The sequence below is a fragment of the Gluconobacter thailandicus F149-1 = NBRC 100600 genome, from assembly GCF_000964465.1.
In the GTDB taxonomy this organism is placed as follows: domain Bacteria; phylum Pseudomonadota; class Alphaproteobacteria; order Acetobacterales; family Acetobacteraceae; genus Gluconobacter; species Gluconobacter thailandicus.
In genome coordinates this window covers 26,725-52,199 of sequence record NZ_BANH01000023.1, presented here as the reverse complement: position 1 = coordinate 52,199, position 25,475 = coordinate 26,725, and the positions used below count along the sequence as shown (strand labels likewise).

Annotated in this window: 27 protein-coding genes and 1 tRNA gene; 15 read left to right on the top strand and 13 right to left on the bottom strand. The window is 56.5% G+C overall.

What is annotated here, in order from left to right:
* The 7 genes from B7444_RS07720 to B7444_RS07695 form a co-directional block, all read right to left on the bottom strand.
* A partial coding sequence (locus tag B7444_RS07720) for a hypothetical protein (RefSeq protein WP_048855147.1) occupies positions 1-188 on the bottom strand: 188 nt, incomplete at its 3' end.
* Positions 189-362: 174 nt separating this feature from the next.
* Positions 363-518, bottom strand: coding sequence for a hypothetical protein (locus B7444_RS16595; protein ID WP_007281842.1), 156 nt, complete (start codon positions 516-518; stop codon positions 363-365).
* Positions 479-1,417, bottom strand: a complete 939-nt coding sequence (locus tag B7444_RS07715; protein WP_035730434.1) for a tyrosine-type recombinase/integrase — start codon at positions 1,415-1,417, stop codon at positions 479-481. The genes B7444_RS16595 and B7444_RS07715 overlap by 40 nt, the downstream gene beginning before the upstream one ends.
* Before the next feature lie 158 nt (positions 1,418-1,575).
* Positions 1,576-1,666 (bottom strand) — tRNA-Ser (locus B7444_RS07710).
* Between the two features lie 40 nt (positions 1,667-1,706).
* Positions 1,707-2,342: a phosphoribosylanthranilate isomerase gene (locus tag B7444_RS07705; RefSeq protein WP_007281844.1), complete on the bottom strand. Its 636-nt coding sequence runs from the start codon at positions 2,340-2,342 to the stop codon at positions 1,707-1,709.
* Positions 2,339-3,049 (bottom strand): orotidine-5'-phosphate decarboxylase, encoded by a 711-nt coding sequence (gene pyrF / locus B7444_RS07700; RefSeq protein ID WP_007281845.1) that lies wholly within the window; start codon positions 3,047-3,049, stop codon positions 2,339-2,341. The genes B7444_RS07705 and pyrF overlap by 4 nt, the downstream gene beginning before the upstream one ends.
* 8 nt (positions 3,050-3,057) lie before the next feature.
* On the bottom strand, positions 3,058-3,396 hold the full coding sequence (locus tag B7444_RS07695) for a lipopolysaccharide assembly protein LapA domain-containing protein (RefSeq protein ID WP_007281846.1): 339 nt from the start codon (positions 3,394-3,396) through the stop codon (positions 3,058-3,060).
* 537 nt (positions 3,397-3,933) lie between these two features.
* Between B7444_RS07695 and B7444_RS07685 the strand changes: the two genes are divergently transcribed.
* The 5 genes from B7444_RS07685 to B7444_RS07665 are packed head-to-tail and all read left to right on the top strand — an operon-like array spanning position 3,934 to position 10,872.
* Positions 3,934-4,497 (top strand): protein-export chaperone SecB, encoded by a 564-nt coding sequence (locus B7444_RS07685; RefSeq protein ID WP_007281848.1) that lies wholly within the window; start codon positions 3,934-3,936, stop codon positions 4,495-4,497.
* A 47-nt stretch (positions 4,498-4,544) separates the two neighbouring features.
* On the top strand, positions 4,545-7,751 hold the full coding sequence (locus B7444_RS07680) for a glycosyltransferase (protein ID WP_007281849.1): 3,207 nt from the start codon (positions 4,545-4,547) through the stop codon (positions 7,749-7,751).
* Between the two features lie 4 nt (positions 7,752-7,755).
* Positions 7,756-9,174, top strand: a complete 1,419-nt coding sequence (locus B7444_RS07675) for a M20/M25/M40 family metallo-hydrolase (RefSeq protein ID WP_007281850.1) — start codon at positions 7,756-7,758, stop codon at positions 9,172-9,174.
* A 1-nt stretch (position 9,175) separates the two neighbouring features.
* Positions 9,176-10,174: a 4-hydroxythreonine-4-phosphate dehydrogenase PdxA gene (gene pdxA / locus B7444_RS07670; protein ID WP_007281851.1), complete on the top strand. Its 999-nt coding sequence runs from the start codon at positions 9,176-9,178 to the stop codon at positions 10,172-10,174.
* On the top strand, positions 10,171-10,872 hold the full coding sequence (locus B7444_RS07665) for a pyridoxine 5'-phosphate synthase (RefSeq protein WP_007281852.1): 702 nt from the start codon (positions 10,171-10,173) through the stop codon (positions 10,870-10,872). Before pdxA ends, B7444_RS07665 begins: the two co-directional genes overlap by 4 nt.
* Positions 10,873-10,903: 31 nt before the next feature.
* Here B7444_RS07665 and B7444_RS07660 read toward each other — a convergent pair whose 3' ends face one another.
* Entirely contained in the window at positions 10,904-11,503 is a 600-nt protein-coding gene (locus tag B7444_RS07660) for a hypothetical protein (RefSeq protein WP_007281853.1), read from the bottom strand.
* Positions 11,504-11,691: 188 nt separating this feature from the next.
* Here B7444_RS07660 and B7444_RS07655 point away from each other — a divergent pair, with 188 nt between their 5' ends.
* On the top strand, positions 11,692-11,916 hold the full coding sequence (locus B7444_RS07655) for a DUF3126 family protein (protein ID WP_007281855.1): 225 nt from the start codon (positions 11,692-11,694) through the stop codon (positions 11,914-11,916).
* 9 nt (positions 11,917-11,925) lie between these two features.
* Here the strand turns inward: B7444_RS07655 and B7444_RS07650 are convergent, their stop codons facing one another.
* Positions 11,926-12,456 (bottom strand): DUF2939 domain-containing protein, encoded by a 531-nt coding sequence (locus B7444_RS07650; protein ID WP_007281856.1) that lies wholly within the window; start codon positions 12,454-12,456, stop codon positions 11,926-11,928.
* Positions 12,457-12,554: 98 nt separating this feature from the next.
* Between B7444_RS07650 and B7444_RS07645 the strand changes: the two genes are divergently transcribed.
* The 4 genes from B7444_RS07645 to pyk all read left to right on the top strand — a co-directional run bounded on the left by B7444_RS07645 (position 12,555) and on the right by pyk (position 16,173).
* Positions 12,555-13,328, top strand: a complete 774-nt coding sequence (locus B7444_RS07645; protein WP_007281857.1) for a HesA/MoeB/ThiF family protein — start codon at positions 12,555-12,557, stop codon at positions 13,326-13,328.
* Positions 13,325-13,702, top strand: a complete 378-nt coding sequence (locus B7444_RS07640) for a DsrE family protein (RefSeq protein ID WP_007281858.1) — start codon at positions 13,325-13,327, stop codon at positions 13,700-13,702. The genes B7444_RS07645 and B7444_RS07640 overlap by 4 nt, the downstream gene beginning before the upstream one ends.
* A gap of 79 nt (positions 13,703-13,781) precedes the next feature.
* Positions 13,782-14,717, top strand: a complete 936-nt coding sequence (locus tag B7444_RS07635; protein WP_186810558.1) for an SH3 domain-containing protein — start codon at positions 13,782-13,784, stop codon at positions 14,715-14,717.
* A gap of 25 nt (positions 14,718-14,742) precedes the next feature.
* Positions 14,743-16,173, top strand: a complete 1,431-nt coding sequence (gene pyk / locus B7444_RS07630; protein ID WP_035730402.1) for a pyruvate kinase — start codon at positions 14,743-14,745, stop codon at positions 16,171-16,173.
* Positions 16,174-16,227: 54 nt separating this feature from the next.
* Here pyk and B7444_RS07625 read toward each other — a convergent pair whose 3' ends face one another.
* Together B7444_RS07625 and B7444_RS07620 are read right to left on the bottom strand one after the other, a co-directional pair.
* Positions 16,228-17,106 (bottom strand): prephenate dehydrogenase/arogenate dehydrogenase family protein, encoded by an 879-nt coding sequence (locus B7444_RS07625; protein WP_007281861.1) that lies wholly within the window; start codon positions 17,104-17,106, stop codon positions 16,228-16,230.
* Entirely contained in the window at positions 17,106-18,275 is a 1,170-nt protein-coding gene (locus B7444_RS07620) for a lysylphosphatidylglycerol synthase domain-containing protein (protein WP_007281862.1), read from the bottom strand. The genes B7444_RS07625 and B7444_RS07620 overlap by 1 nt, the downstream gene beginning before the upstream one ends.
* 138 nt (positions 18,276-18,413) lie before the next feature.
* Between B7444_RS07620 and hpnA the strand changes: the two genes are divergently transcribed.
* Genes hpnA through hpnC form a run of 3 tightly spaced genes read left to right on the top strand, consistent with a single transcriptional unit; the run spans position 18,414 to position 21,408 of the window.
* Positions 18,414-19,409, top strand: a complete 996-nt coding sequence (hpnA, locus tag B7444_RS07615) for a hopanoid-associated sugar epimerase (RefSeq protein ID WP_007281863.1) — start codon at positions 18,414-18,416, stop codon at positions 19,407-19,409.
* Complete coding sequence (locus B7444_RS07610) at positions 19,409-20,551, top strand: glycosyltransferase (protein WP_007281864.1); 1,143 nt, start codon at positions 19,409-19,411, stop codon at positions 20,549-20,551. Before hpnA ends, B7444_RS07610 begins: the two co-directional genes overlap by 1 nt.
* The gene (gene hpnC, locus B7444_RS07605; RefSeq protein ID WP_007281865.1) at positions 20,548-21,408 is read left to right on the top strand and encodes a squalene synthase HpnC; all 861 of its coding nucleotides are present in this window, start codon (positions 20,548-20,550) and stop codon (positions 21,406-21,408) included. The genes B7444_RS07610 and hpnC overlap by 4 nt, the downstream gene beginning before the upstream one ends.
* 36 nt (positions 21,409-21,444) lie before the next feature.
* On the opposite strand, the gene B7444_RS07600 is transcribed toward hpnC, so the two are convergent.
* Together B7444_RS07600 and B7444_RS07595 are read right to left on the bottom strand one after the other, a co-directional pair.
* On the bottom strand, positions 21,445-22,620 hold the full coding sequence (locus B7444_RS07600; RefSeq protein WP_007281866.1) for a pyridoxal phosphate-dependent aminotransferase: 1,176 nt from the start codon (positions 22,618-22,620) through the stop codon (positions 21,445-21,447).
* Positions 22,621-22,703: 83 nt separating this feature from the next.
* Positions 22,704-23,147, bottom strand: a complete 444-nt coding sequence (locus B7444_RS07595) for a cupin domain-containing protein (RefSeq protein WP_007281867.1) — start codon at positions 23,145-23,147, stop codon at positions 22,704-22,706.
* Positions 23,148-23,282: 135 nt separating this feature from the next.
* On the opposite strand from B7444_RS07595, the gene hpnD reads away from it, so the two are divergent.
* Positions 23,283-24,158 (top strand): presqualene diphosphate synthase HpnD, encoded by an 876-nt coding sequence (hpnD, locus tag B7444_RS07590; RefSeq protein ID WP_035730409.1) that lies wholly within the window; start codon positions 23,283-23,285, stop codon positions 24,156-24,158.
* 4 nt (positions 24,159-24,162) lie between these two features.
* The gene (hpnE, locus tag B7444_RS07585; RefSeq protein WP_007281869.1) at positions 24,163-25,458 is read left to right on the top strand and encodes a hydroxysqualene dehydroxylase HpnE; all 1,296 of its coding nucleotides are present in this window, start codon (positions 24,163-24,165) and stop codon (positions 25,456-25,458) included.
* Positions 25,459-25,475: the final 17 nt, after the last annotated feature.

Below are 25,475 nucleotides of genomic sequence, written 5' to 3'. Positions count from 1 at the left end.
GTTGTTTTGTTCAGGCGCGCATACCAGGGTGCGATATGGCCTGGGTTGACGCCCGAGGCGAGCCCTTGAGGATCAGCGTTCTGCCCCCCAACACCTACACCGAGTTGTTCGAGAGCCATTCCGATCAAATCAGAGGCAAGATAACCGGTATTTGCAGCTGGCGTGCCGCCATTATTGGTTTCGGACATTAGGTGTGCGCCCCTTGCGCCTCATGACAGGCTTGGGCGGCGCGTCCCGGCCCGAAGGCTCAGGACGGCCAGACATACGGGCTCGCACCCGCTCTTCTTCTGCCTCGTCCCGAACGGTCACGGTTTCGTAGCCGTTCGGGTGGTGCAACGTTTTGGGATACCCCTTCACCAGCATCAGCCAGCGTCAACGATATCCGGAACGATGCAGAGCCATTCAGGGCGCAGCACACCAATCCCGAACAGCACGTCGAGGCGCGTGCCAAGCGTATCGTCAGTGCCGTTGTAGTAGGTTACCCAAGTGCGTTCTCCGACATTGGCTTGTGCGCCCATCGGGCATTGGGAAAAACTAAAGGACCACGCCCCGTCAACGGGCGAATAACCTCCAAAACTGCACGAGCCTGAGCGGATAACGGGACAATATGTTCCCGCTTCATTTTCATTCGTTCAGCGGGGACAATCCACATATCACCATGGATCTCATCCCACAGCATCCCCCGAACCTCTCCAGATCGAACAGCAGTCAGGACAAGGAAGCGAAGGGCAAGTTGCGTAACAGGGTGCGAAGGAGTGTGCTCAACCTGACGAAGCATCCTTGAGAGCGGCCCTATGTGCACTATCGCTGGTTGGCGGCCCTTAATCAAAGGAGCCATGGCCCCTTTGATGTGTTCGGCTGGATTTGACGCGCCCAACCCACAAGCGATGCCAAACGTAAAAATAGCGCTCATGCGCTGTCGAACCCTGCGCGCAGTTTCTCCTGCTTGCGCTTTCTCTATTGAGCGCACCACTTCAAGAGCAATTGGTGGCGTAATGGCATCCAAGGCCATGCTGCCAATTTTAGGAAAAGCAAATCGTTGAAGTGTGCTGGTGACCTCTGATCGGTGCTGGGGTGTCCATATTTTACCCTGCGCCGTTATCCACGCCATCGCGACAGTCTTGAACTGGTTGTCAGTACGCACAGCTTCAGCACGCTTCTGCTGGCGAGTGAGAGACGGATCTTGCCCATTCCGCAGCTCGTCCCGAGCGCTTTCACGCGCGCGCCTGGCATTGATGAGGCTAACTTCAGGATAACTCCCAAAAGACAACGTCTTCTCTTTGCCACCAAAGCGGTATTTCAGCCGCCATAGTTTCGTGCCGTTTGGCTTCACCAAAAGATAGAGCCCTTGCGCATCTGACAGTTTGTATTGAGATTCTTTTGGTGCGGCTTTCCGCACGGCAACGTCTGTCAGCACCGATACCCCCACTCCAAAAACGATACCCCCACTGGTACCCCCATTCGCATTGCAGTTCATGGTTTGTTCTCGTCATTAATGGACGCAAACCAGATGAACGAAAAGTGCGGAAATTGCACTCGTTGGTCAATAATGGTCACTAATGGTGGGGGTATCGCTGGCGGAGAGAGAGGGATTCGAACCCTCGGTACGCTATTAACGTACACACGCTTTCCAAGCGTGCGCCTTAAGCCGCTCGGCCATCTCTCCTGTCGAGCGAGGTGGTGTTTACGAAAAGGCCTTCAGGAGATCAACCCCCCAAACGAACTTTTTCGACAAATTTTTTGATTAAATCGTGAGACTTATGACCGGGACTATCTTCCACACCTGAAGAGACATCGACGGCAGGCGCTCCACTCGCATTCAATGCCTCGCGGACGTTGAAAGGATTCAATCCGCCCGCCAACATCCAGAATGCAGGCGCAGACCATTCTTTGGTCAACGTCCAGTCAAATGTACGCCCTAACCCCCCGGGACGATCGTCCCCCTTCTTGTGAGGGGCCTCGATGACATAACCGTTGACTTCGGCGGATGCAGGAAGATCAGATGATGATGCCACACCACGCGCAAGCCACGTCGGGAGACCAAAACGGTTCTTGATTGTCGTGGCTCGTTCTTCGGTGTCGTAGATCTGAAGAATATCAAGGGGAACGGACTGGAGTGTCCGTTCTATTGTTTCATCATCCGCTTTGACGAAAAGGCCAACTCGCTCAGGCCCGCCATCCCGGTAGGAAAGAGTGCTGTCATTAAGGACGCGCGCCTGTTCAGGCTGTACGTACCGAGGGGAGGCCTGATAAAAAACAAACCCAACCCAATCGACATGCAGATCAGCACAGACCTGCATGGTAGCGACATCACGTACCCCACAGATTTTGATGCCGGTCATGCGCTGGCAAGCTCGGCCATGATGTCCTGAGCAGCCAGGGCAGGGTTGGCTGCACGTGTAATAGGACGCCCTACGACAATCCAGTCGGCACCGGCCTGTGCAGCCTGAGCAGGCGTCATGATTCGTTTCTGATCATTGGATGCACTGCCGGCAGGACGAATGCCAGGGACAACAAGTACAGGCTTGTCACCCAATGCATCGCGCAAAAGTCCGATTTCATGAGCAGAACAGACCAGCCCGTCTGCACCCGATGCAATTGCCAGTTTTCCAAGTCGGAGCACCTGCTCACGCGGTGTCGCGTCCACACCTGTCTCACGAAGACCGGCCTCATCCATGCTCGTCAGCACAGTCACGGCGAGCAGGCGAGGGCGCTGTGCCTCATCCGGAAATGACTTTTCCAGAGCCTCTCGTGAGCGGGCGATCATTTCAGACCCACCACAGGCGTGAATGGTTGTCAGCGCGGGCCGTAGCGGCGCAAGGGCCGCCAAACCTGACGCTACAGTATTCGGGATGTCATGTAGCTTGAGGTCCAGAAAAAGCTCATGACCTGCCGATACCTGCCTGACAGCATCCAGGCCACAGGCATAGGTGAACTCAAGCCCAAGCTTGATGGCATCAACCGTGTTTCCAAGGGTTGAAGACCACTCCTCTGCCTGAGATCGGCTATTGGTATCAAAAGCAGCAATCAGCTTGGTACGCTTGGCCATGATGATAATCAGATCCGGTTTTCAGGTAAGGGGACTGTTGTCTTTTCTGTCGCTGCAACAGGTGGCGTCTGAAGGCGGTCAAGACGCTGATGCAACTCCACCAGCTGGCTCTCCAGCGTGCGGACATGGGCTTCCGAACGGCGTGCCCTTGAGCGCTGACGCCATTCGCCGACCCAACCAGTCAGGAAGCCGAAGATCATGCCGGCAACACCGACACCGAGCACCAGCGTTCCCACAGAAAGATGCCAGCCGAAGGAAATCAGCCAGATTGGCTCGAGATCTGTATTGCTCAAGGCAAAAACGATCAGAACAGCCAGGAAAATAACGATGAAAAGAAGTCTCAGCATAGGGAAGTCCTATCGTGCTGCCTGCAGGGCGACAAGACACCCGCAGGAGGATTGATTTCCTGTCAGCACTCATGGTGTGCTCTTGTCTTGGACCTAACCAAGCACCGATGCTGACGTTCCGTTAAGGCGATAACATTCCCCGTATCTTACTGAAAGGGACCGCCGTGCCTGAAATCATACCACTGCGCCCGTCATTGCCCAAAGCTGATACTTTATGGGCGGTGATCGCATCGCAGGGGAAACGTACCATCATCGCTGATATTCATCTTTCGCGGGAAGCAGCAGAATCAGATTGCCAATGGCGCACATCGCAGGTCAGGGCTTACGCCCATTTTCTGATCGGGGAACAACAGCCTCCACCCAGCTATCATGTCCGAAAAATTGCACGGGCAGAACTGCCGAGACGCTGGACACCGCTTCCAGCGCTCGGAATGCTTCGTGGACGCTTCATATAGGCTGATTTAAACAGCCTCTGGGTAGCCAAGATGCCACCCTCATGACACAAGATAGCGTTATGTCATTGTTCTGCGTTTTCAAATGACAACGCAGACTGTTCTTGTGCAGCTTACAGGTAAGGTCAGGATGAACGATCACAATCACGCAGATACACTTCAGGGCGCGTCTGGCAGTTCTGCCCCCTCTGAGGCCAGCGCTACGCTGGTTGTTGGTTCCCAGTACCTTCGTACGTTGTCCATTGACGTTCAGAATACTCCCGACATCTACCGCGACATCCCGGCACAGCCGCATGTGGGCATGACAGTTGATGTCACTGCCCGCCAGCTTCCAGGGGGGCAGCCAAGCTTCGAAGTCACGCTCGTCATCCGTGCTCAGGGACTGGATGCGGCTCCCTTGGAGAATGCTCCTGCGCCTCGGGTGCTGTATGAGGTGCACATCGCGTACGCAGGCCTCTTTGGTCTGTCAGGCGAGATCTCACAGGCCACGGCAGAACCACTCCTTCTTGTCGAGGCTCCGAAATATCTGTTTCCCTCGGCACGTGCAGCAATGCTGAATGTCGTTCGGGAGGCAGGTTTCCCTGTCGGAAATATCCAGCCCATCAATTTTCATGACCTCTGGCAGAGCCGTCGGCTTCAGCAGAGCTGATAGACCCTGACCTTCAAAGACCAAGACGCGCACAGGAAAAGGTCCTCATGAGCCTGAAAGACTATATCCTCGCTTCCCCGGCCTTTTCAGGCAGCAGGCCTCCCGTCTGGGGCCGCTTCGATGCAGAATGGTATCGGACCCGGTATGCGCGTCTTCTTCGCGAGGAAAAGCTTCTCCAGAGCAATGGATCGGTTCTGGACCTCAGCAATGAGTCCCTAGAAAAACACTGGCTGGAACAGGGCGCAAGCCAGGGTCTGTCGCCTAACAGGTTTTTTGATGAAGAATGGTATCTGAGACAGAACCCCGATGTTCGCGATGGCATCAGTTACGGGGTCTTCAGTTGCGGTTTCCTGCATTACTGTGAGAGCGGCTTTCGTAGCCGCTCTCCGCACTGGCTCTTTTCGGAAACGGACTATTTTACCCGCAATACCGACCTGAGCCTTCCCGTCCTGATCTCCCAGGGCTTCTGCAACGGATACGACCATTACCTGACGGACGGCGAACAGGAACAGAGACAGGCACACGCTTTTTTCAAAACATCCGTGTTCCGGATGGCCAGCCTGACGCGCGGACTGTCCTATGATTTCGGGAAAGGTGATTTCCGCCAGTTCCTGATGTCGTCAGAGGCAGGGCTTTGCCGGAGTTCCTGGTATTTCGACCCTGAGTGGTATCTCGCCACTTACCCGGAAGTCGAAAGTGCCATCCAAGAAGGCATTTTTCTCAATGCCCTGCATCATTATCTGACAAACGCCGACCCAAGTGCCTACAACCCCAACCAGTGGTTCAGCGAAGCCCATTACGCCCATCTTTATCCCGATGTTGCACAGATTGTGGCGGGCGGTGGCTTTCGGAATGGGTATGATCATTTCGTTCGCTATGGCGCCCGTGAAATGCGGACTCCCCAAATTGACGTCGATCTGAGAACCTTCTCGGAACAACCGGGAATTCAGCGTAAGCTCAGAGAAGGTCAGTTCAGAGACGTATTCGCGCTCTGGGTCCAGTCGCAGGGCAATATCGCGGTGAACCAGGTCATTCCTGATGCCTCGGCAGAGCAGTACAGAAATCTGGATCTACAAAGAGCTGGGACGCTTATTCCGTCCATTGTACGCTCTCCTCTGGATTTCCGTTTGATCCGGCCTCCCGAAATCAGTGTGGTCATCCCGGTGACCAATCAGTTTCTGGAAACGCTCTCTACTCTGGCGGCTCTACACGCGAATGGAGCAGGCGCACTCGATATCATTATTGTCGATAGTGGATCGAGTGATGAAACGACCCAGATTGAGCGCCTTGTAAGAGGGATCAGAGTCGTTCGTCCAGCATCCCGGACGACTACGACAGATCAGGTCGGTCACGGTGTGGAACTGGCCCGGGCCGGAATTGTTCTCCTGATGGAGCCCGGTACACAGCCATTTCCGAATACCCTACGCGTTGCACTGCGGGCATTCGACTCTCCGAACGTATGGGCTGTCGGAGGGCAATCCCTGGGCCTTGATGGTCGAGTTCTGGAAGCCGGCACCATTGTCTGGCGAGATGCATCAACCCTGAGGTTTGGTACAGGTCAGCGAGCGAACGAGTCTGAGATCGGGTTCTGCCGTCAGGTGGATGCCATCTCTGTTGGCATGCTGTTTTGTCGCCGCGAGAAGCTCATTGAATGTGGCGGCATCGACCAATTCTGTATTGGTTCGGAAGCCCGGCTTCTTTCCCTCTGTCTCGCCCTTCGTCAGGCAGGCGGAAAAATCGTGTACGATCCCTCCATTCTGGACCGGACACGGCCGCCAACCCCATTCCCAGAAGAATTTCTAAAACGAAACCAGACCTGGTTGAAACGACGGTTTTCAGCCATGCTGTCCCGCTGTCCCATGACCGGCACCTCTCTCTTCAGAGCGCGTTTTGCGTCCGGCGTACCGACTGTGCTCGTTCTCTGCGAGACATTGCCTCATCGTTTCCTCGGGTCACCCCATCTTCGGACTCAGGAACTGATTCTGTCGCTCAGCAGGAAAGGCTACCACGTTACGGTCTTTCCCCTGGACGTGGGCCTAACGGACCCCGTAACGGTGGCACTTGATTTTCCGTCGAATGTGGAAATCATGAATGAGAGCGATATTTCAGAACTTCCAGAGTTTCTGAACGATCGCGCGGGCTCTTTCGACTTCGTCTGGGTCACGGGAGGCAATACTCTGCACCGCACAGGCGCCATTCTGCGAGCGCATGCTGCTGTACTTCCCAGACTGAACATGGTTCTGGACCTGGACGGAACTGCTGCCGCGGAAAGTTATCTCCGCCGACGCATTGGGCTGCATGATGATCGCGAGCAGATGCTTGATGACCTTGATCGTGAACTGACAGACGCATGGATGTGCCAGGCGCTGGTCTGCTCTCACGCAGAGGAAGCGGAAAACCTGCGCGCTCTGGGGTACAGCAACGTGCTTGAACTCACACATGCGCCGCGCTCTATTCCAGCAACGGTACCGGGCTTTCATGATCGTGCCGGTATTCTTTTCGCGCTGCCCTGTGAGGCATCTGGTAGTGCGGCACATGATGGACTGGACTGGTTTGTCCATCAGGTGCTTCACGAACTGTCCAACCGCCTTCCGCCAGACGCAACAGTTCTGTTTGCGGGTCATCGTGGCCGCGACATCGATCTGACGCCATATACGCGGGCACCTGGAATCGAGCCGCTACCGGATAGCGTCGACATGAATGCGCTCTATCGCTCGCGCAGAATCATGATTGATCCTTCTCGCGTCATGGGCGCACCGGCCCAGGAAATTCTGGAAGCCGCAGCCGCTGGCCTTCCGGCGGTTCTGACAGACACAACAATGCATCAGCTTGGCTGGACAGCGGAGGCTGAAAACTGTGTTGCAGGAGGGTATTGCAATCCGGTTCTTTTCGCAGAGGCCATAATACGCCTTTACAACAATGAAGACCTCTGGAACCACGTCAGCCACAACGCCAGAAAATTTGTGGCAAACCTGTCCGAAACAGGCGTTGCTGATCGACAGCTTGATGACATTCTTGCTCTGGCTTCCGGTCAGGTACCGGTTGCAGTTCCAGCACATCTCCCTCGAATGATCAGACAGGACAAGCCACTTGTTCCTGTTGCGCCTGCACCCATCCGGCTTCAACCACGCAAAACAACAGACGAACAGCCGACACCCGCAACTCCTGAGCCTTATGAGCCACAGGAAGACACATCCGCCCCCACAACACTAGCTCCGCGCCTTGGCATTTCATTACCGCTTTCGGAACTTTGATCCCATGACGACTTCTCTGATCACCACTCTTGACGCAGTTCTGGATCACGTTGACAGCTCACTGGATAGTGCAGTGGAACGACTGTTTGATCTGCTGCGTATTCCCAGCATTTCCACCCAGCCCGCCCATGCGGCAGACTGTCGCAAGGCTGCGGAATGGCTTCGTCAGGGTCTGACAGCAATGGGCCTGTCTGCGGATGTCAGGAACGTTCGTTGGGCAGCACCCGGGCATCCGATGGTTGTGGCACATGACGGAACACAGACGGGCAAGCCGCATGTCCTGTTTTACGGACACTATGACGTTCAGCCGACTGATCCGGAGGAGCTGTGGAAAGCACCGCCTTTCGAGCCAAAACTGGTGGAAGACGCTACGGGTCGAAAGGTTATCGTCGCCCGTGGCGCTAGTGACGACAAGGGGCAGGTCATGACCTTCCTTGAGGCCTGCCGCGCGTGGAAAACGGTGCATGGTTCCATTCCAGTTCAGGTGAGCGTGCTCCTTGAAGGGGAAGAAGAATGTGGAGGAGCCAATCTGTTTCCATTCCTCAAGGAACACGCAGACGAACTGAAAGCAGATGTTGCTCTCGTTTGCGATACGTCCATGGCAGACCGCACGACACCGGGCATCACGACCTCACTGCGCGGGATGATGGCGGAAGAGATCGTCATTGAATGTGCCTCGCACGACCTGCACTCAGGTATTTACGGAAACGCCGCCGCAAATCCGATCGCACTTCTCTGCCAGATTCTGGCAACGCTGCGAGATGCCGACGGACGGGTAACGCTCCCCGGCTTCTATGACGGTATTCAGGATCCTTCTCCAGAAACACGCGCCCAGTGGAAAACCCTTTTCCCGGATGATACTGCACTCCTTGAAGAGGCAGGACTATCCATCGCTGCTGGAGAAAAGGGCTATACGGCCATTGAACAGACCTGGTGCCGCCCCAGCTGTGAAATCAACGGAATTTCCGGGGGCTATGAAGGTGAGGGGTTCAAAACCGTTCTGCCAGCAAAAGCCATGGCAAAAGTCTCCTTCCGGCTGGTTCCAGGGCAAGATCCTGACAAAATCCGTGAAGCATTCCGGGCTCATGTGAACGCAGCACTTCCGGCAGACGCGAAAGTCACATTTACGGCTCATGGTGGATCGCCGGGATTTGAAGTTGCCCGGGACAGCCAGTTCCTTGCGCCGACCCTCAAGGCCTTGACAGATGAGTGGAATGTTCCAGCAGCCACAATCGGATGCGGCGGCTCCATTCCAGTAGCAGGAGAAGTTCGGGATGCACTGGGGCTGGATGCGCTAATGGTCGGCTTCGCTCAGGCTGACGACCGTATTCACTCCCCCAATGAGCAGTACGGCGTCGAAGCATTCCACAAGGGTATCCGTTCGTGGGTCCGTATCCTTGCTGCTTTGGCAGACGCAGGCTGATATGAGTGCCCCGATCGCCCTGACCCTCGGTGATCCGGCGGGGATCGGGCCAGAGCTTACCGTTGCCGCATGGCGGGCTCTACGGAGTACTGGACCAGCCTTCTTCTGGCTGGGCGATCCTCTGCTGCTGAACGATGCCATTCCTTTCCGGCTGATTGAAAAGCCGGAGGATGCGACTGAGATTTTTCCAGACGCGTTACCTGTCATTCCGGTTACGTGCCCAGTTACCGTTACGCCGGGGCAGCCAACTTCAGAAAATGCACCGGCCGTCATTGAGAGTATTGAACGCGCCGTCAGCTATGTTCAGGACGGTCGCGCAGGCGGGGTAACGACCAATCCTATTGCCAAGCATATTCTGGCGGCTTCGGGATTTGCATATCCCGGACATACGGAATTTCTGGCGGCTCTTTGTCATACGGCAGGGCAGGAAGTGATGATGCTGGCATCACCGCAACTCAAAGTCGTACCAGTCACGATCCATGTTTCACTGCGACAGGCGCTCGAAAATCTTACAGTGGAACGCATTATCGCAGTCACACGCGCGACCCATGGGGCATTACAAAGAGATTTCGGCCTCAGCTCTCCCCGTCTTGCCATCGCGGGCCTCAACCCTCATGCGGGAGAAGAGGGGCTGATGGGCACAGAAGAGCAAACAATCATCGGCCCCGCTATTACACAATTAAAGAAAGAAGGCCTGCGCGTCTCCGGACCATTCCCGCCTGACACCATGTTCAGCGCCACGGCACGTCCGAAATATGACGTTGCAATCTGCATGTACCACGATCAGGCCCTAATTCCGCTTAAAACGCTCGATATGGCGGAAGGCGTCAATGTCACCCTGGGCCTGCCGATCATCCGAACATCCCCGGATCATGGAACGGCCTTTGACATTGCAGGCCCGGTTGGAAGCATTACTGGCCGGGCAGATCCATCCAGCCTTCTGGCAGCACTCAGACTGGCAGATTTTATGTCCCAGCACAGAAGGGGAAACAGCCAATGATCCGGCTTGGCGTTAATATTGATCACGTCGCCACATTGCGAAATGCACGAGGCGATGTTTATCCGGACCCTGTGGAAGCCGCAAGACTGGCAATCCAGTGGGGCGCAGACGGAATTACAGCACATCTGAGAGAAGATCGTCGGCACATCCGGGATGCCGACATGCCCCGCCTCAAGACTCTCTCTGCACCACTTAATTTCGAAATGGCTGCAACATCGGAAATGATCCGTATTGCCTGCCTGCTTCGTCCTCATGCATGTTGTCTTGTGCCGGAGAAGCGGGCCGAAGTCACAACCGAAGGAGGGTTGGACGTTGCCGGTCACAAAGAAATTCTGGCTCCCAAAATTGCTCGCCTGAAAGATGCCGGAATTAGGGTTTCGCTCTTCATCGACCCTGACACACGGCAGATCGAAACCGCCGCCGAACTCGGGGCACCCGTTGTCGAGTTACATACCGGCGCCTACGCCCAAGGCAAGGAGGGAGAGCTGGAACGCCTGTGTCAGGCAGCAGACACCGTCACGAAGTGTGGACTTGAACTACATGCCGGTCATGGACTGACCTATGACAACGTGCAGCCCATTGCAAAACTGCCGGGGCTGGCGGAGTTAAATATCGGACACTTCCTGATCAGCCAGGCTGTTTTTGACGGGCTGGGCCCGACAGTTAGAAAAATGAAATATCTGATCAACTGCCCATAAAAAAGCCGGGAGATTCCTCCCGGCTTTTTTCTTACCTGGCAGGCTGAATAACAGCCTGCGTGCTGTCTCCACTGAACTGCGGCACATACTTTCCGGACTGATCCGAATATGTTGCCGAGCTGCTCTGCGCAGGCGTAGCAGGCGGGTGGAAAGCAGAGACCGGGCCAAATGGGCCCGCGTTCACATGATGCATCGTCGATTCACGCTGACGGGCGCAACCACGCGTGATGATGGAGCAAATACCGTCTGTTCCGATGTATTCGTCATCATTTCCAGTGTAGTGGACTTCAGAAACGCGGTCATGGTCCAGACGAAGAACCATACGGCAGGTCGTTCCACCACCGCCGAAAGCGGACTGATAGATGCTGATGATCGACTGTGCGGGGATCAGGCCAGAGTCCGTGGAAATTGTTGGCGTGCTCTGGCTACCGTCGTACTGCCAGATTTCCGTTGTATCGTTCAGCTTCTTGGTGCTGCCTGGAAGACCTGCACAGGCCTGAAGATCATAGCCAGTCATGCCGACCATCTCGAACTGAGCCTTATGGGCACTCCGAGAATCGAAATAACCGCAGCCAGAGAGGGTAACGGTAGTGGCCAGTGCTCCAAAAATACGGAGGATGGAGGGGCGCATTCTGTCTCCTTTGCGCAAGGTCAGGATGACCCGCCCTACACCTCCGGATAAAGTCGGGGAACAGGGCGAAAGATTGGAAGAGCCCGGTTTCTACAACAGGAATCCCATTCAGGGTAGGGGAGATGGGTTTCTTTCAGGGTAACGATGAGCTACAGGGCAAGACCTTGCCAAACTCAGGAGTGCCACCGATGGCCGACATGACCCCTTCCGAAGTGACACGCCTCCAGACGACACTGCAGCGTCTGCTCGGCTCACCGAAACTGACCGTAACCAAGCCAGCACGTAAGGGAATGAGTGTTGAACTCGCCGTTGCAGGCGAAGTGATCGGCACGGTTCACCGTGACGAAGATGAAGGCGAAGTGTCCTACGCCATTCACATCACCGTTCTTGAGGAAGATCTTCCTCCGGCCTGAACGGCTTTTTCAGGACCGGGGGGCAGACTGCGGCAGTTCAAAGCGCGTGATTTTCCAGCCCCAGTGCTCGAATTTCATGTGCAGGACGAACGGCGTCTGTCCCGGCTGGTCCACCTGAGCCTCGAACTTGCTCAGGCTTACGAAATGCGCGTGCAGCCCACCCCAGACGGGCCAGCCCCCACCAGAAGATACTGCTCCGCCAGCAGGCATAAGCTGATGGGCTGTCGTCATCAGCGTACCAGGCGAAAGCTCGGTATCAATCGCATTCGATATGGCATTGTCTGCAAAAGAACTCCCGAAATCCGGAAGCTCATCATCTGATGCCGGCGCCGGCGGTTTGAACTGTTCCTTGAGGGAGTGGGTAAGAGACGTCCAGTCCACGTGCGGCACGAGACGGGCAGGATTATTACCCTTCATGGCCCGATCAATGTCCCACAGCGCCAGATACGGCGAAATGGCATAGGCAGCCAGCGTCGCGCCGATACCAACACCAAGGCCCTGCCGCGTCCGGGAAGATTTTTTCCAGAAAGAACTTTGCATGATCAAGCCTCCGCACAGGCCCCGAAAATCCGGGAAGAGGTGGACAATGCTGAATCTAACGTCTTTCCGTCTGAAAAGTCAGCAATTATCTTAAGTCCATGACCTTTGATTTTTCTGACGCCGAACTCGAGCGGTATTCCCGCCACATCCTGCTTCCTCAGGTCGGTGGCACAGGACAGGCTCGGCTGAAAAATGCCTCCGTTCTGGTCATTGGCGCCGGAGGGTTGGGCGCCCCCCTGTCACAACAACTTGCAGCCTCAGGGATCGGCCATATCGGGCTGATGGATCACGATATTCTGGAGCTCAGCAACCTTCAGCGACAGGTTCTGTACAACACCGAAGACATTGGGCGACTGAAAGTGGATGCTGCCGCGGACCATCTCCGCGCCATCAACCCCCTGATCACGGTGCAGACCCACGCCATTCGGGCTACACCTGACACTTTGGATGAGCTTGTCCCAAAATATGATCTCATCTGCGATGGGACTGATAATTTCGAAACACGCCTTGCCGTCTCGGATGCATGCGTCCGACATGGAAAGACCCTTGTTTCGGGAGCTGTTCAGGGTTTCGCGGGGCAACTTGCCGTTTTCCGGCCTCAGTATGGCGGCCCGTGCTATCGTTGCCTTTTCCCGGAAGCCGCGGAAACCGAAGCGCCCACCTGTGGTCAATCCGGAGTTCTGGGTGCTGCGACGGGTGTCATGGGAAGCATGATGGCGGTGGAAGTCATGCGGGAAATCATGGACCTTGAGGGTAGGAAGGAAACACGCTTCATGATGTGGGATGCTCTTGGGGGCAGTCTTCGAAGCTTTCCGCTTTCGAGAGATCCCAGCTGTCCGGTTCACCAATCCAATTCGGATCATCTCGCATGATGCTGCCTCTGTTCATCACGCTCGCGGACGATTCCTGGCAGCGCGCTCATTATGCGCTGATCGTCGCAGCCGGCGCATTGTCTCTGGGACGCACCGTGACGATTTTCGCGGGCGGCAGGAGTGTGCACGCTCTTGCCAAAGATTGGTCCGGACTGAAAGACATCACATCCGATGCTGAGCTCGACAGCAGAGGTGTCCCCAGCTTCAGGGATCTTCGTGACGCGGTCGTGGAACTCGGAGCACATCTCATGGTGTGTGAAACAGGGCTTGCGTTGACTGGCCTGACGCCAGACACTCTGTGCGAAACAGTTTCCGTTCGGGGAATTGTCGCTTTTCTGGAACAGGCCGGAGACCGACCAATCCTTGCACTGTGACCTATTTCCCGTATCCAAATCGCGATTTTCGTCATTTGGTGGCTTGCCGAAACTCTCCACCCTTGGCAGGGATGCGCTCATGAGAACGCTTGTCACTCCTCTGTCCCGAACCCTGCGCTGCCGTCAGCTTCTGCTGTCTTTCGCGGCTGCAACGGCCCTGATGGTCATTTCCCCCGCAGAAGCGGCCCATCATAAGCATGATCATGCGACCAAGGCCGATGCAAAAGCCGCCAAGGCCGCGCACGCGAAGAAAAAGCCTTCAAAACCCACGGGTGACACCACCAGTTCTTCCAAAAAGGCGCATCATGCTGCGCGACATACGACCGTCACGCGTCACGCTGCGCCTCTTGCGGCCGGTGCAGCAGCAGGCGCCGCCGGAGTTGCTGCCGCCAATGCGGCCCAGACGCCAGCGCCGTCACCGGATGCTCCACCAGCCGACGCGCCAACAGACAAGGGAAGCAACACCGGCCTGCCTCTGCCACGTTATGCCGCATTGAGAGCCGACAAGGTTTATATGCGTCGCGGGCCGGGTGATCGATATCCGATTGACTGGGTCTATCACCGTCGCGGTCTTCCCGTTGAAATCGAACGCGAGTTCGATGTCTGGCGTCTGGTTGAAGACTCCGATGGGCAGAAGGGCTGGGTTCATCAGGCTACCCTCTATGGCAGCCGCACCTTCGTCATCCCGGGCCTTCCTCCCGAGGGTGTAAAAGCACAAACCGGTGAGGCTTCCGAAAAAGACGGAGACCATATTGGCCGTGCAGACGCACGGGTTCTGGGTCATGTCGCGACGCAGGAAGAAGCCCGCGCGCATAAAAGTGATGTTCTCCTCATGAGCCATCCGGAGGAAGACAGCAGCGTGGTCGCTGTCCTCCAGCCGGGAACCGTGGGCAACATCAAGGCCTGCCCACAAAGTTCTCAATGGTGCCACGTCGTCGTCAAAGGCTACGAGGGATGGCTGCCACGTCGTCTGTTCTGGGGACTGCTCCCTGGCGAGACGATTCAATCCAACTGATTTTTCCTAGCGGGGACGCCACTACATGACATCCAGCTCTCATCATCGTCGTACGCGGATCGTCGCAACTCTTGGTCCAGCTTCGTCCTCGCCCGAGATGATTCGGTCTCTGGCTGAAGCCGGAGTAAACGTTTTCCGCCTCAATTTCTCTCATGGGGCCCATGAAGATCACGGAGAGCGTCACGCAGCGATCCGCGCCGCTGAAACAAAAGTCGGACGTCCTCTTGCCATTCTGGCGGATCTTCAGGGACCAAAACTGCGTGTTGGTGTTTTCGAGAATGGCCCGGTCATTCTCGAAGAAGGCAAGCCTTTCCGTCTCGACCTGGACAAAACCCCTGGCAACGTAAACCGCGTCTGTCTCCCACACCCGGAAATCATCTCCGCTGCCAAGCCGGGGAGCCATCTTCTTCTCGACGACGGCAAGCTCAAGCTGCGTGTGATCAATGTTCTGGCAGGCGCGCTTGAGACGGAAGTTGTTATCGGAGGCAAGCTGTCCGAACGTAAAGGCGTCAATGTTCCTGACGTAACGCTACCGATTCCAGCCTTGACGGAGAAGGATCGCAAGGATTTCGACTTTGCGCTCTCGCTAGGTGTTGATTTCATCGCACTCTCCTTTGTGCAGCGACCCGAAGACGTCGAAGAAGCCCGTGAAATCGCCAAGGGTCGAGCAGCGATTGTCACGAAGCTTGAAAAGCCACAGGCGATGGAAGATCTGGAGCGGATCGTACGCCTGTCCGACGCTATCATGGTTGCTCGTGGTGATCTGGGCGTCGAACTGCCACCGGAGGAAGTCCCGGTTGCCCAGAAGCGCGCCATCGCTGAGGCACGACGCCAGTGCCGTCCTGTCATCGTGGCAACGCAGATGCTTGAAAGCATGATCGAGAGCCCGACACCAACACGCGCTGAAGTTTCAGACGTCTCCAACGCTGTTTATGATGGTGCTGATGCTGTCATGCTGTCCGCCGAGAGCGCCGCAGGGCGGTACCCGATTGAAGCTGTTTCCATCATGGCCCGCATCGCCTCTCGCGTGGAGCAGGACGTCGAGTGGCGCCTGCGGATGGATCGCGCCCGTCCGAAGCCGGAAGGCACCGTTCAGGATGCCATCGTTCAGGCAGCCTGGCAGGTCAGTACTGCTCTGAGCGCGAAGACCATTGGCGTTCGGACGCAGGGTGGCGGTGGCGCGCTACGCATGGCACGTGAGCGGCCCCATTGCCCGATCCTGGCTGTCACACCTCATCAGGAAGTCGCACGCCGTCTTTGCGTTGTGTGGGGTGTATTCCCGCAAGTTGTGGAAAAAGAACACATCGCCCAGAGCATTGAAGAGCTGGCCGAGCCTACTGCGGCCATGGCGCGTTCCATGCAGCTTTGCCGCGTCGGCGATCATGTAATTGTTCTGGCTGGCCTACCTTACGGCGTTGCTGGAAGCACAAATACACTTCGCATCATAACCGCCTGACTTTAAAATATTTCTTCCATCCAGACCTTTGCTGGATGGAAGAAATTTACACCGTCAGGCCTGACGGTTTTCAATCAGCGTTCGCCTGATCCTGCGCCCGCGTTCAATACGGGCTGTAATCGCAGCTTCATCGCCTTCCCGGATCGCCTGCGCCATACCCTGAGCATCAGCAACAAAGCGATCAAGCGTTTCCAGAAGAACGTTTTTGTTGGCGATAAAAATATCGCGCCACATCACTGGGTCCGACGCAGCAATACGCGTGAAGTCCCGAAATCCTGAGGCCGCATAATCAAGCACGGCCGCCCGGATCTCTTCGGACAGATTGTCAGCCGTGTCACAAATGGTAAATGCCAGCAGATGAGGCAGGTGACTTACCATGGCGCAGATGCGGTCATGTTTGTCATCGGGCAGGATCTTCGTCCTGGCACCGCACAACTCCCAAAGTATCTGGATCTTCTGAACAGCATGATCATCTGCGCCCTCTGGCGGGACAAGCAGGGACCAGCGGTTTTCAAAGAGCGTGGCAAAACCTGCATCCGGCCCTGAGTGTTCGGTACCTGCCATTGGATGGCCTGGAACGTATTCCACACCTTCTGGCAGAAGCGCCTGAATGGTAGGACCAAGCTTCCCCCGCACCGACGCCACATCCGTCAGGATGGAGCCGGGTTTCATATAAGGGAGAATAGCGCGGGCAGTAGCCTCAACCGCGCCAACCGGCACGCAGATCATGACACAGTCCGCCTGGGCAGCCTCAGCCATGCTGTCTGTCACGACATCCGCGATGTTGAGTTCACGAACGCGATCCAGCACTGCCGGGCTGATATCAGCCGCGATCAGTGTGTCTGCCAGCAAACCCGTTTCACGAGCACGACGCAGAACAGAGGAACCGATCAGGCCAGGACCGACAACCGCCAGCGATTCAAACAGTGCCATCAGAGAATACGCGGCGCAGTCGCGAATGCGGCGTCGTCCTTTTCCTCGGTATCACGACTTGAAGAGCCGTCTTTTTTGCTGCTTCCGGACATGACGGACGTCGTGGTCTTTTTCAGAACAGAGGTTACGGTCTTGTCACGCGATGATGTGGCGCGGCCGCTCTCCTTGCGAAGACGACTCATTTCAACGAGCTGCCAGCCTAGCAGAACCGGAATACCAATCAGAATGTCCCTTCCACGGCGCAGGAGGGACAGACTTAACGAGATCTGCGAATCAATTCCAAAAATCAGACCAAGGGCAACATAGGCCGCTTCCTGCACGCCAAGGGCTGCAGGGACAAGAAAACCTGCTGACATGATACCACACACCACGCCTTCGATAGCCAGCGCAGACAGAAAGCCGACATGCGCACCCAGAAGGGTGAGGGCGATCCACGTTGCGGCGGCCCCTCCAACCCAGCAGATGAAATGTGACAGCGCACCCATCATAATACGATCAGGGCGGCTCCAGAGAGACTCCAGACGAGCCTGAAAAATATCCGTGTTTCCAATCAGACTCTCGCGCCAGTCGGCCGCAATATGGCGTCCAAAGAACATTGCTGCCTTGCGGATCATCGAACCACCGCGATGCTGGGTCCAGATAAACCCTGCAATCCCGAGTGACAGAAGAACCATGCCGCCCATCAGCGGCCAGATGAACCGTGCGGCCCCCTGATGGCCGACAAGACAGAGAATTGCGACCAGAATGAACGCGATCTGTCCCAGAACCTCAGTGGTGATATCGACCAGATTGGACGCGACACCCTCAGGCCAGTGCAGATCCTCTCCATCCAGGGCTTGTGCGCTGCGACCCGCAAGGGTTGCCCGTACCCCGAGCACCATCCCGCCGAGTTGGGAGAAGGGAAGGCAGGCACCCGCCGCATCACGCACCAAACGCGCACCGGTCAGCCTCAGAAAACCGATCTGGGGAACAGAGGCCTTCCAGGCGATCCCGAGTCCGATGTCTATAATGAGCTGGGCCAGCACCAGAAGGAAGAACCCTCCGACACCAACTTTTCCGAGTGCTTCCATGACAGGATGAATGCCTGCCTTGGCTGCGATGAATGTGAAGAGAGCCACGCCCAGAAGGGAGAGGATGATAGGGAGAGTTTTTTTCAACGTCTTCGTCACATGTCGTTTGCAACACGCTCTAACGCACAGTTCTCCAATATTCCAGTCTTGCAGACGCTTTCCCCCGAAAGCCACCGGCAGTAAGGTACCCGAAAAATTTCAACCTGTTGCTGATGAGCCAAGGAGAAGATTGCCACCATGAACGATGTCACACTCGTTACAGGGGCTACCGGGTTCGTCGGTTCTGCTGTTGCCCGCGTGCTCCGGGAACGTGGGCACCGACTGCGCCTGTTCGTTCGGGAAAACTCGGACCGATCCAACATTGCAGAGCTCGACGCAGAACTCGTCATCGGAGACCTCTCCGATCCTTCAACTCTTCCCGCGGCGCTTAAAGGCGTAAAAATTCTTTTCCACGTTGCGGCTGACTACCGACTCTGGGTCCCGGACCCGGAGGTCATGATGAAAGCCAACGTAGAGGGAACACGGAACCTCATGCTGGCCGCCCTCGACGCCGGGGTGGAAAAAATCGTGTACTGCTCTTCCGTCGCAGCACTGGGGCTCAACAAGGACGGAACACCGGCGGACGAAGAAACCTACGTCACGGAAAGCACCGTTATAGGGACCTACAAGCTCTCTAAATACCGGGCCGAACAGGAAGTTCTGAAGCTGGTCCGTGAAAAGGGGCTTCCCGCGATCATCGTCAATCCTTCGACTCCGATCGGCCCACGGGACATTAAACCCACCCCGACAGGCCAGATGATCCTCGACTGTGCCTCCGGCCGGATGCCAGCCTACGTGGAGACAGGTCTCAACATCGTGCATGTTGATGATGTTGCAGAAGGGCATGTTCTGGCGCTTGAGCGCGGCAAAATCGGCGAGAAATATATTCTCGGCGGGGAAAACATGATGCTGGGCGATCTTTTCCGCCTCACCAGTGAAATTGCCTGCGTCAAACCACCCCGCATCAAGCTCAAGCAGTCCTGGCTCTATCCGGTGGCGGTCGTGTCCGAATGGCTCGCCCGAGGCTTTGGAATTGAGCCACGCGTGACGCGTGAAACTCTCGCCATGTCCCGGAAACTGATGTTCTTCTCGTCGCTGAAAGCACAGAGGGAACTGGGTTATGCGCCCCGACCTGCGAGGGACGCCATAGCAGACGCAATTTCATGGTTCCGTCTGCATGGACGGATGCAATAATGCTCTACGGAAGTGCACTCACCAGCCTTGGCGCCTGGATCTATCTGACGCTCTTCCATGGAAAATTCTGGCAGGGTGGACCGATCCTCAAGCCTGGTTCCCCACCACCCTGTGCCCCGGACGTTGCAATCGTCGTGCCCGCACGGGACGAAGCTGAGTCCATTCAGGCCTGCCTGACGTCTCTGCTTGAACAGGACTATGACGGGAAACTGTCGGTCATCCTGGTGGATGACAACAGCACGGACGGGACAGGAGATCTGGCCCGCGCTCTGCCTGACCCACAGAAACGGCTTACCGTACTGACCGGCGCGGCGCGTCCTGCCGGATGGAGTGGCAAGCTCTGGGCAGTCAATCAGGGCGCACAGGAGGCTCTCAGCCATATCGGGCCTTATGGCTACATCCTGTTCACGGATGCAGATATCATGCATGCGCCGAAGCATCTTTCGACGCTTCTCTCCAAGGCCCGTGAAGACAATCTGGATCTCGTATCCGAAATGGTGGCTCTGAACTGCGAAAGTTCAGCAGAGCGCTTTCTGGTTCCCGCCTTCGTGTATTTCTTCGCCATGCTCTATCCCTTTGCGTGGACAGCAAATGAGCGCTCGAGGATTGCTGGCGCAGCAGGGGGAACCATTTTACTCCGTCGGCGCGCACTGGAGCGGATTGGTGGCATTGAGGCCATACGGGGCGCGTTGATCGACGACTGCACCCTTGCGGCACACGTCAAACGTTCGGGTGGGCGTCTCTATCTTGGGCACAGCGCACTGGCCTGGTCGGTCCGTCCGTATCGGGGTGCAAAAGATATCTGGGAAATGATTGCCCGGACGGCTTATGTCCAGCTCCGCCAGTCGCCCGTCCTTCTTCTCGCAACCATTCTTGGGATGATACTGATCTGGCTCCTGCCGATTGGATTGGCCCTTTTCGGCAAAGGACGCACGAGAAAAGTCGGACTACTGACCTACCTCCTGTCCTGCGCTACATTTCTACCAACCCTGCGGCGGTTCGGGCTTCCTCTCTGGCGTGCATTGCCGCTGCCGATGATTGCAGCCTTCTATATGGCAGCAACCATCGGTTCGGCGATCGACCATCACAGAGGCGTCGGCGTACGCTGGAAAAATCGTTCCTATACGGATGAGGCATCGTGACAGAAGACATCTGGGGGACGAAAGACGTCACCTCTGAAAAAGGTAAAACCGACGAAAACTTTCCTGTCGGTTCCCTGCTGATTTCCCGGCATCTACGCCCGTATGTGCATACCTACTATAATTTCGCCCGTGTGGCGGATGATATGGTGGATACATCCGAGCTTACGCCACAGCAGAAAATTGCCCGCCTGCGAGGAATGGCTGCCGTCATCAGAGGAGAGCTACAGGCTCCACAGCGAGCTGATGCCCAGACAGCGGTAAAGCTGCGAGAAGTTCTTCTGAAAACAGGCGTCCCCCTGGAAACTGCGACAGATCTTCTTGAAGCCTTCTGCATGGATGCAGAGAAAACAAGATATGAAAGCTGGCAGGAACTGCTGCATTACTGTCGTTATTCCGCCAATCCTGTTGGGCGGTTTCTGCTGCTGCTCCACGCAGAAGGGCATGAAACGCTAGCGCCATCGGATGCACTCTGCTCGGCGCTTCAGGTGATCAATCACCTGCAGGATGCCGCCAAGGACCTCCAGATTCTGGATCGCTGCTACATTCCACTGCCCTGGCTTGCGGAAGAGGGTGTCACGATCGACGATCTAAGACTGGTGCGAAGCAAGCCCGGCCTGAGACGTGTTTTCGACAGAATGCTGGACGGGGTGGATGCACTGAACCGCGAAGCACGCGGCCTTCCGATGCTTATCCGGGATCGGCGGATGCGACTTGAGGCCGCTGTTATTGTGGAACTATCGCATATTCTGGCACGACGCCTGCGCCGTCAAGACCCGGTGGCCGCACGGGTGGCGCTTACAAAAGCCGATGGAGCAAAAGCTTTGCTTCTGGCGATGCGCTACTGGCCAACACACTGAATGAAAAACGGGAGGCCTAAGCCTCCCGTTTGACTATCAGCCAATGATGCGGTCCAGGGCCGCACAGAATTTCTTCATGTCACTCATTGAGCCAACCGTGATCCGGGACGCATTCGGCCAGATTGGCCAAGAGCGACCGATGATGATGTTTTCCTTCAGGAACGCATCCTTGATCGGCCCGGCGGGCCGCTTCCAGTCAATAACGAACATGTTCGCATCAGAAGGAATGAAGCTGATTCCCTTCTTCTGAAGGTGCTCATAGGTCATGGCGCGAGCTGCGATCATTTCGCGACGACGGGCATCAATGTCCGTCGTCATGGTCAGGCTCTTTGTCCCGCAAACCACCGCAGGCACTGGCAGCATGTGCGTCTGGTTCACACCATCGTAACGCATCATTTTTTCATGCAGGGCTGGCGGAGCCATGCTGAAGCCCAGTCGCAGACCTGCCATTGCAAACATCTTCGAGAATGTCCGCAGAACAACAACGTCCTGGCCCTCGGCAACGAGCGAGGCAGCGCTCGGCGCGTTTGAGAAGTGAATGTAAGCCTCATCCACCAGAACAATGGAATCCTTCGGCTTGTTGGCAACCAGCCAGCGGATATCTTCCAGGGGCGTGATCGTGCCGGTCGGATTGTTCGGGGAGCAGATGTAGTAAACGCCCGCATTCGGGTTGGCCTTCAGCATCGCCTTCACGTCGGTCTTGTAACCGTTCGAAGCGTCCAGAGGCACTTTCACCAGAGGAATCTTGAGCCATTCCGACGCAACCCATCCTGCTTCATAGCTCGGGTCGGCCGTAACGAGACCGCGTGTCGGGGAACAGAACGTCACGATGGTGCGGCAAAGGGGGTCAGAGGACCCACCCCACGGCAGGATACAGTTCTCTGGCACGTTATCGACCTTGGAGGCCGTACGGATCAGGTCGTCGCGTGTATGACCCGTCGGATCATACCGGTTGCCTTCAAAAACAGTAGCCGCACCCGCCTTGGCAGCAGCCGGGAAGGGACCGGTCCAGCACTCGTTACTGCCAATACGGACCATTTTCGTAACGTCACCGGCGGGAAGCGCGGTGAGGGGAGAAGCTTCAGCGCGTCCAACAATAGACCGTACTGCCATGCCTGCACTCATGAGTGCAGCAACGCGGCCCAGACTACGACGGGAGTAACCGCGTGAGAGAAGATCTTCTTTTGCTTCGGGGGACAGGCAATCGGTCATGCTCGGCTCACGCTCCTGGAATGTCTGAAAACATACTAGAAACGAAACGATCTGTCTGTCAAAGGGCCAATTGCGATCCGATTTCAATATTCGGGGTTTTGCTTGTCCACCGGGATCGACGTCGGTTTTCCCTCAGCCCCCGCATATGTCAGGAGAAGAACGGTCGGCTCGTCTCCTGACACACCGCGGTGAACATCGCTGACGGATTCAGCAAAGGCTTCGCCCTGATGGAAGGTCCGGCTTTTGCCGCTTTCCCTGTCCTGAATTGTAAGAGAGCCCTGGAGCACATATCCCGCATTCGGGAAGGGGTGCGTATGCCAGGGCAGGGCGGTATGTGCCGGGATTGTCAGGCGAATCATGCTCAGTTCCGGCTGTGAGGTCGTATAGGGTGTGTAGGCTACGCCGTTCCATGAATGTGTAGCGTTCAGAAGATGATCGGCATGTGCTTTGGTTGTGGACGACACTGCTTCGGCGAGTGAAAAACTCAAACAGGCAGCGATGGCAGCAAAAAAGAGACGGAACTTCATTGGGCCTCCTTGGGGAAGGGTGTTGCCTTTTGGCATCATACAAACGTATGGCATTCCATTCTGTTCGTGCCGCCTTTGTGACAGGACCGTTTGGGGCTAGAACGCAGAATTTCTGAAACAGGACAGGGGACAGACATGGTTTTCAGCAGGGCGCGCGCTTCTTCCGGCCTTCCCTGCGCGCAGGCCGATCTTGACCATGTCGAGCATATCGTCACCGCATCCGGCACGTCCTTTGCCCGTGGCATGAGGGTCCTGCCGACGGCGAGACGTCAGGCCATGTTCGCAATCTATGCCTTCTGCCGGGAAGTGGACGACATCGCCGATGGCGACGCAGGTGTCGCAGACCCGTCACAGGCGCTGCAGGAATGGCACGAACGCATTGACCGTCTCTACAAAGGCGAGACGAGAGACGCTCTGGATCGTGTTCTCGTAGCGACCATTTTCCGCTTCGATCTTCGGGCAGCAGACTTTCACGCCATCATTGATGGCATGGCCATGGACTGCGGCGAGCCCATCGTTGCACCAGATGAAAAGACGCTAGATCTGTACTGCGATCGCGTAGCCTCTGCTGTTGGTCGACTGTCCGTCCGTGCGTTTGGAGACTCATCCCCGGCTGCCGATCTTGTGTCGAAGCATCTTGGAAGAGCGCTGCAACTCACGAATATTCTGCGGGATATTGCTGAAGACGCTGAACGCAGCCGTCTCTATCTGCCGTCGGAATTGCTGGAGCGCTTCAACGTGCCCAACGATCCGAAGGAAGCCCTGTATGCCCATGGTCTTGACGGAGTGGCTCATATTCTTGCCCGTCGCGCACATGACCATTTCCGGGATGCGCGCCGCGCGATGAAAGACTGTAACCGTACCGCGATGCGTCCCGCTCGTATGATGGCAGCATCTTATGAGCCAGTTTTGAACGCGCTTGAGAAGCGGGGATGGAAGAATCCCGAGGAGGCACCGAAAATCAGCAAGGGCTGTCGTGCGGTTCGCGCTCTGGCGGCATATGTGAAGTAAGCCGATGAGTCACGTTCATATCATTGGCGGCGGCCTTGCAGGTCTTTCTGCGGCCGTCGAACTTGCGGCACAGGCCAAGGTTACAATTTACGAGGCAGGTCCGGCATGTGGTGGTCGGGCACGCTCGTTCCATGACAAGACGCTCGACACGCTGATTGATAACGGCAATCACCTGATCCTGTCTGCAAATGGCTTGACCTTCCGTTACCTTGATATTCTCGGCGCCCGTCACACCCTGAGCGGCCCGGGTATTCCGATTTTCCCGTATTATGACCTGGAAGACGATCTGGCTTGGACGCTTCGCCTGTCCAAGGGGAAAATACCGTTCTGGGCTCTGCCGGGTGGCCGCCGTGTCCCCGGTATGAAGCTGTCAGAACTTTCGTCTCTAGGCCGCTTCCTGAAAGCCAATGACAACACGGTCGTTGAGGAATGCCTCAAGCCGGGCCAGCTCAGCCGCCGCCTCCTTGAACCCTTCGCAATTTCAGTGCTGAACACGGACCTCCATACCGGCAGTGCGCTTCTGCTGGGGAATGTGATCCGCAAATCTCTGGCGCAGGGCGGAATGGCATGTTGCCCGTGGTTCCCTGAAATCGGCCTCTCTGAAACACTGGTGGACCCGGCTCTCGCGTACCTGCAGCAATATCATGGTGATGTCCGGACCGGCGTGCGGGTCAGTGCCATCGTCCGTGAAAAAGGTCGAGTCACAGCGATCGAAACCACAGAGGGACGGATTGATCTTGGACCAGAAGATCATGTCATTGTTGCCGTGCCGGGACCTGTCGCTCAAACCCTGCTCCCGGAACTAGTGGTTCCAGACGCTTTCGAAAGCATTGCAAACGCACACTTCAAACTTCCTGCGCCTGTCCAGGCAAGAGGGGTGGTCGCCCAAGCACGATTTGTTGGCCTTGTAGGCGGCATTTCGGAGTGGATTTTCCTTAAGGGGGACGTGCTTTCCGTGACGGTGAGTGCTGCCAATCGCTATGCTGACCGGGACAGCAACGAAATGCTGGCCACGATCTGGTCCGAGATCCGCCGCGCACTCGATCCCGTCCTTCCACAGCCGCTGCCGGTCGCAATGCCTCCGGCCCGTCTTCTGCGCGAAAAACGGGCTACTTTTGCCGCCACACCCGAGCAGAACCGCCGCCGCCCTGTCGCCAAGACAGACACCACAAACATGGCGCTTGCCGGGGACTGGACGAACACGGGCCTTCCTTCGACCATTGAAGGCGCAATCCAGTCCGGGCTGACGGCCGTCAGCGCCTTGGGGTTCCGCTCAGCAGTAAAGTACACGGAAACGTGATACGCACTCACAAAATT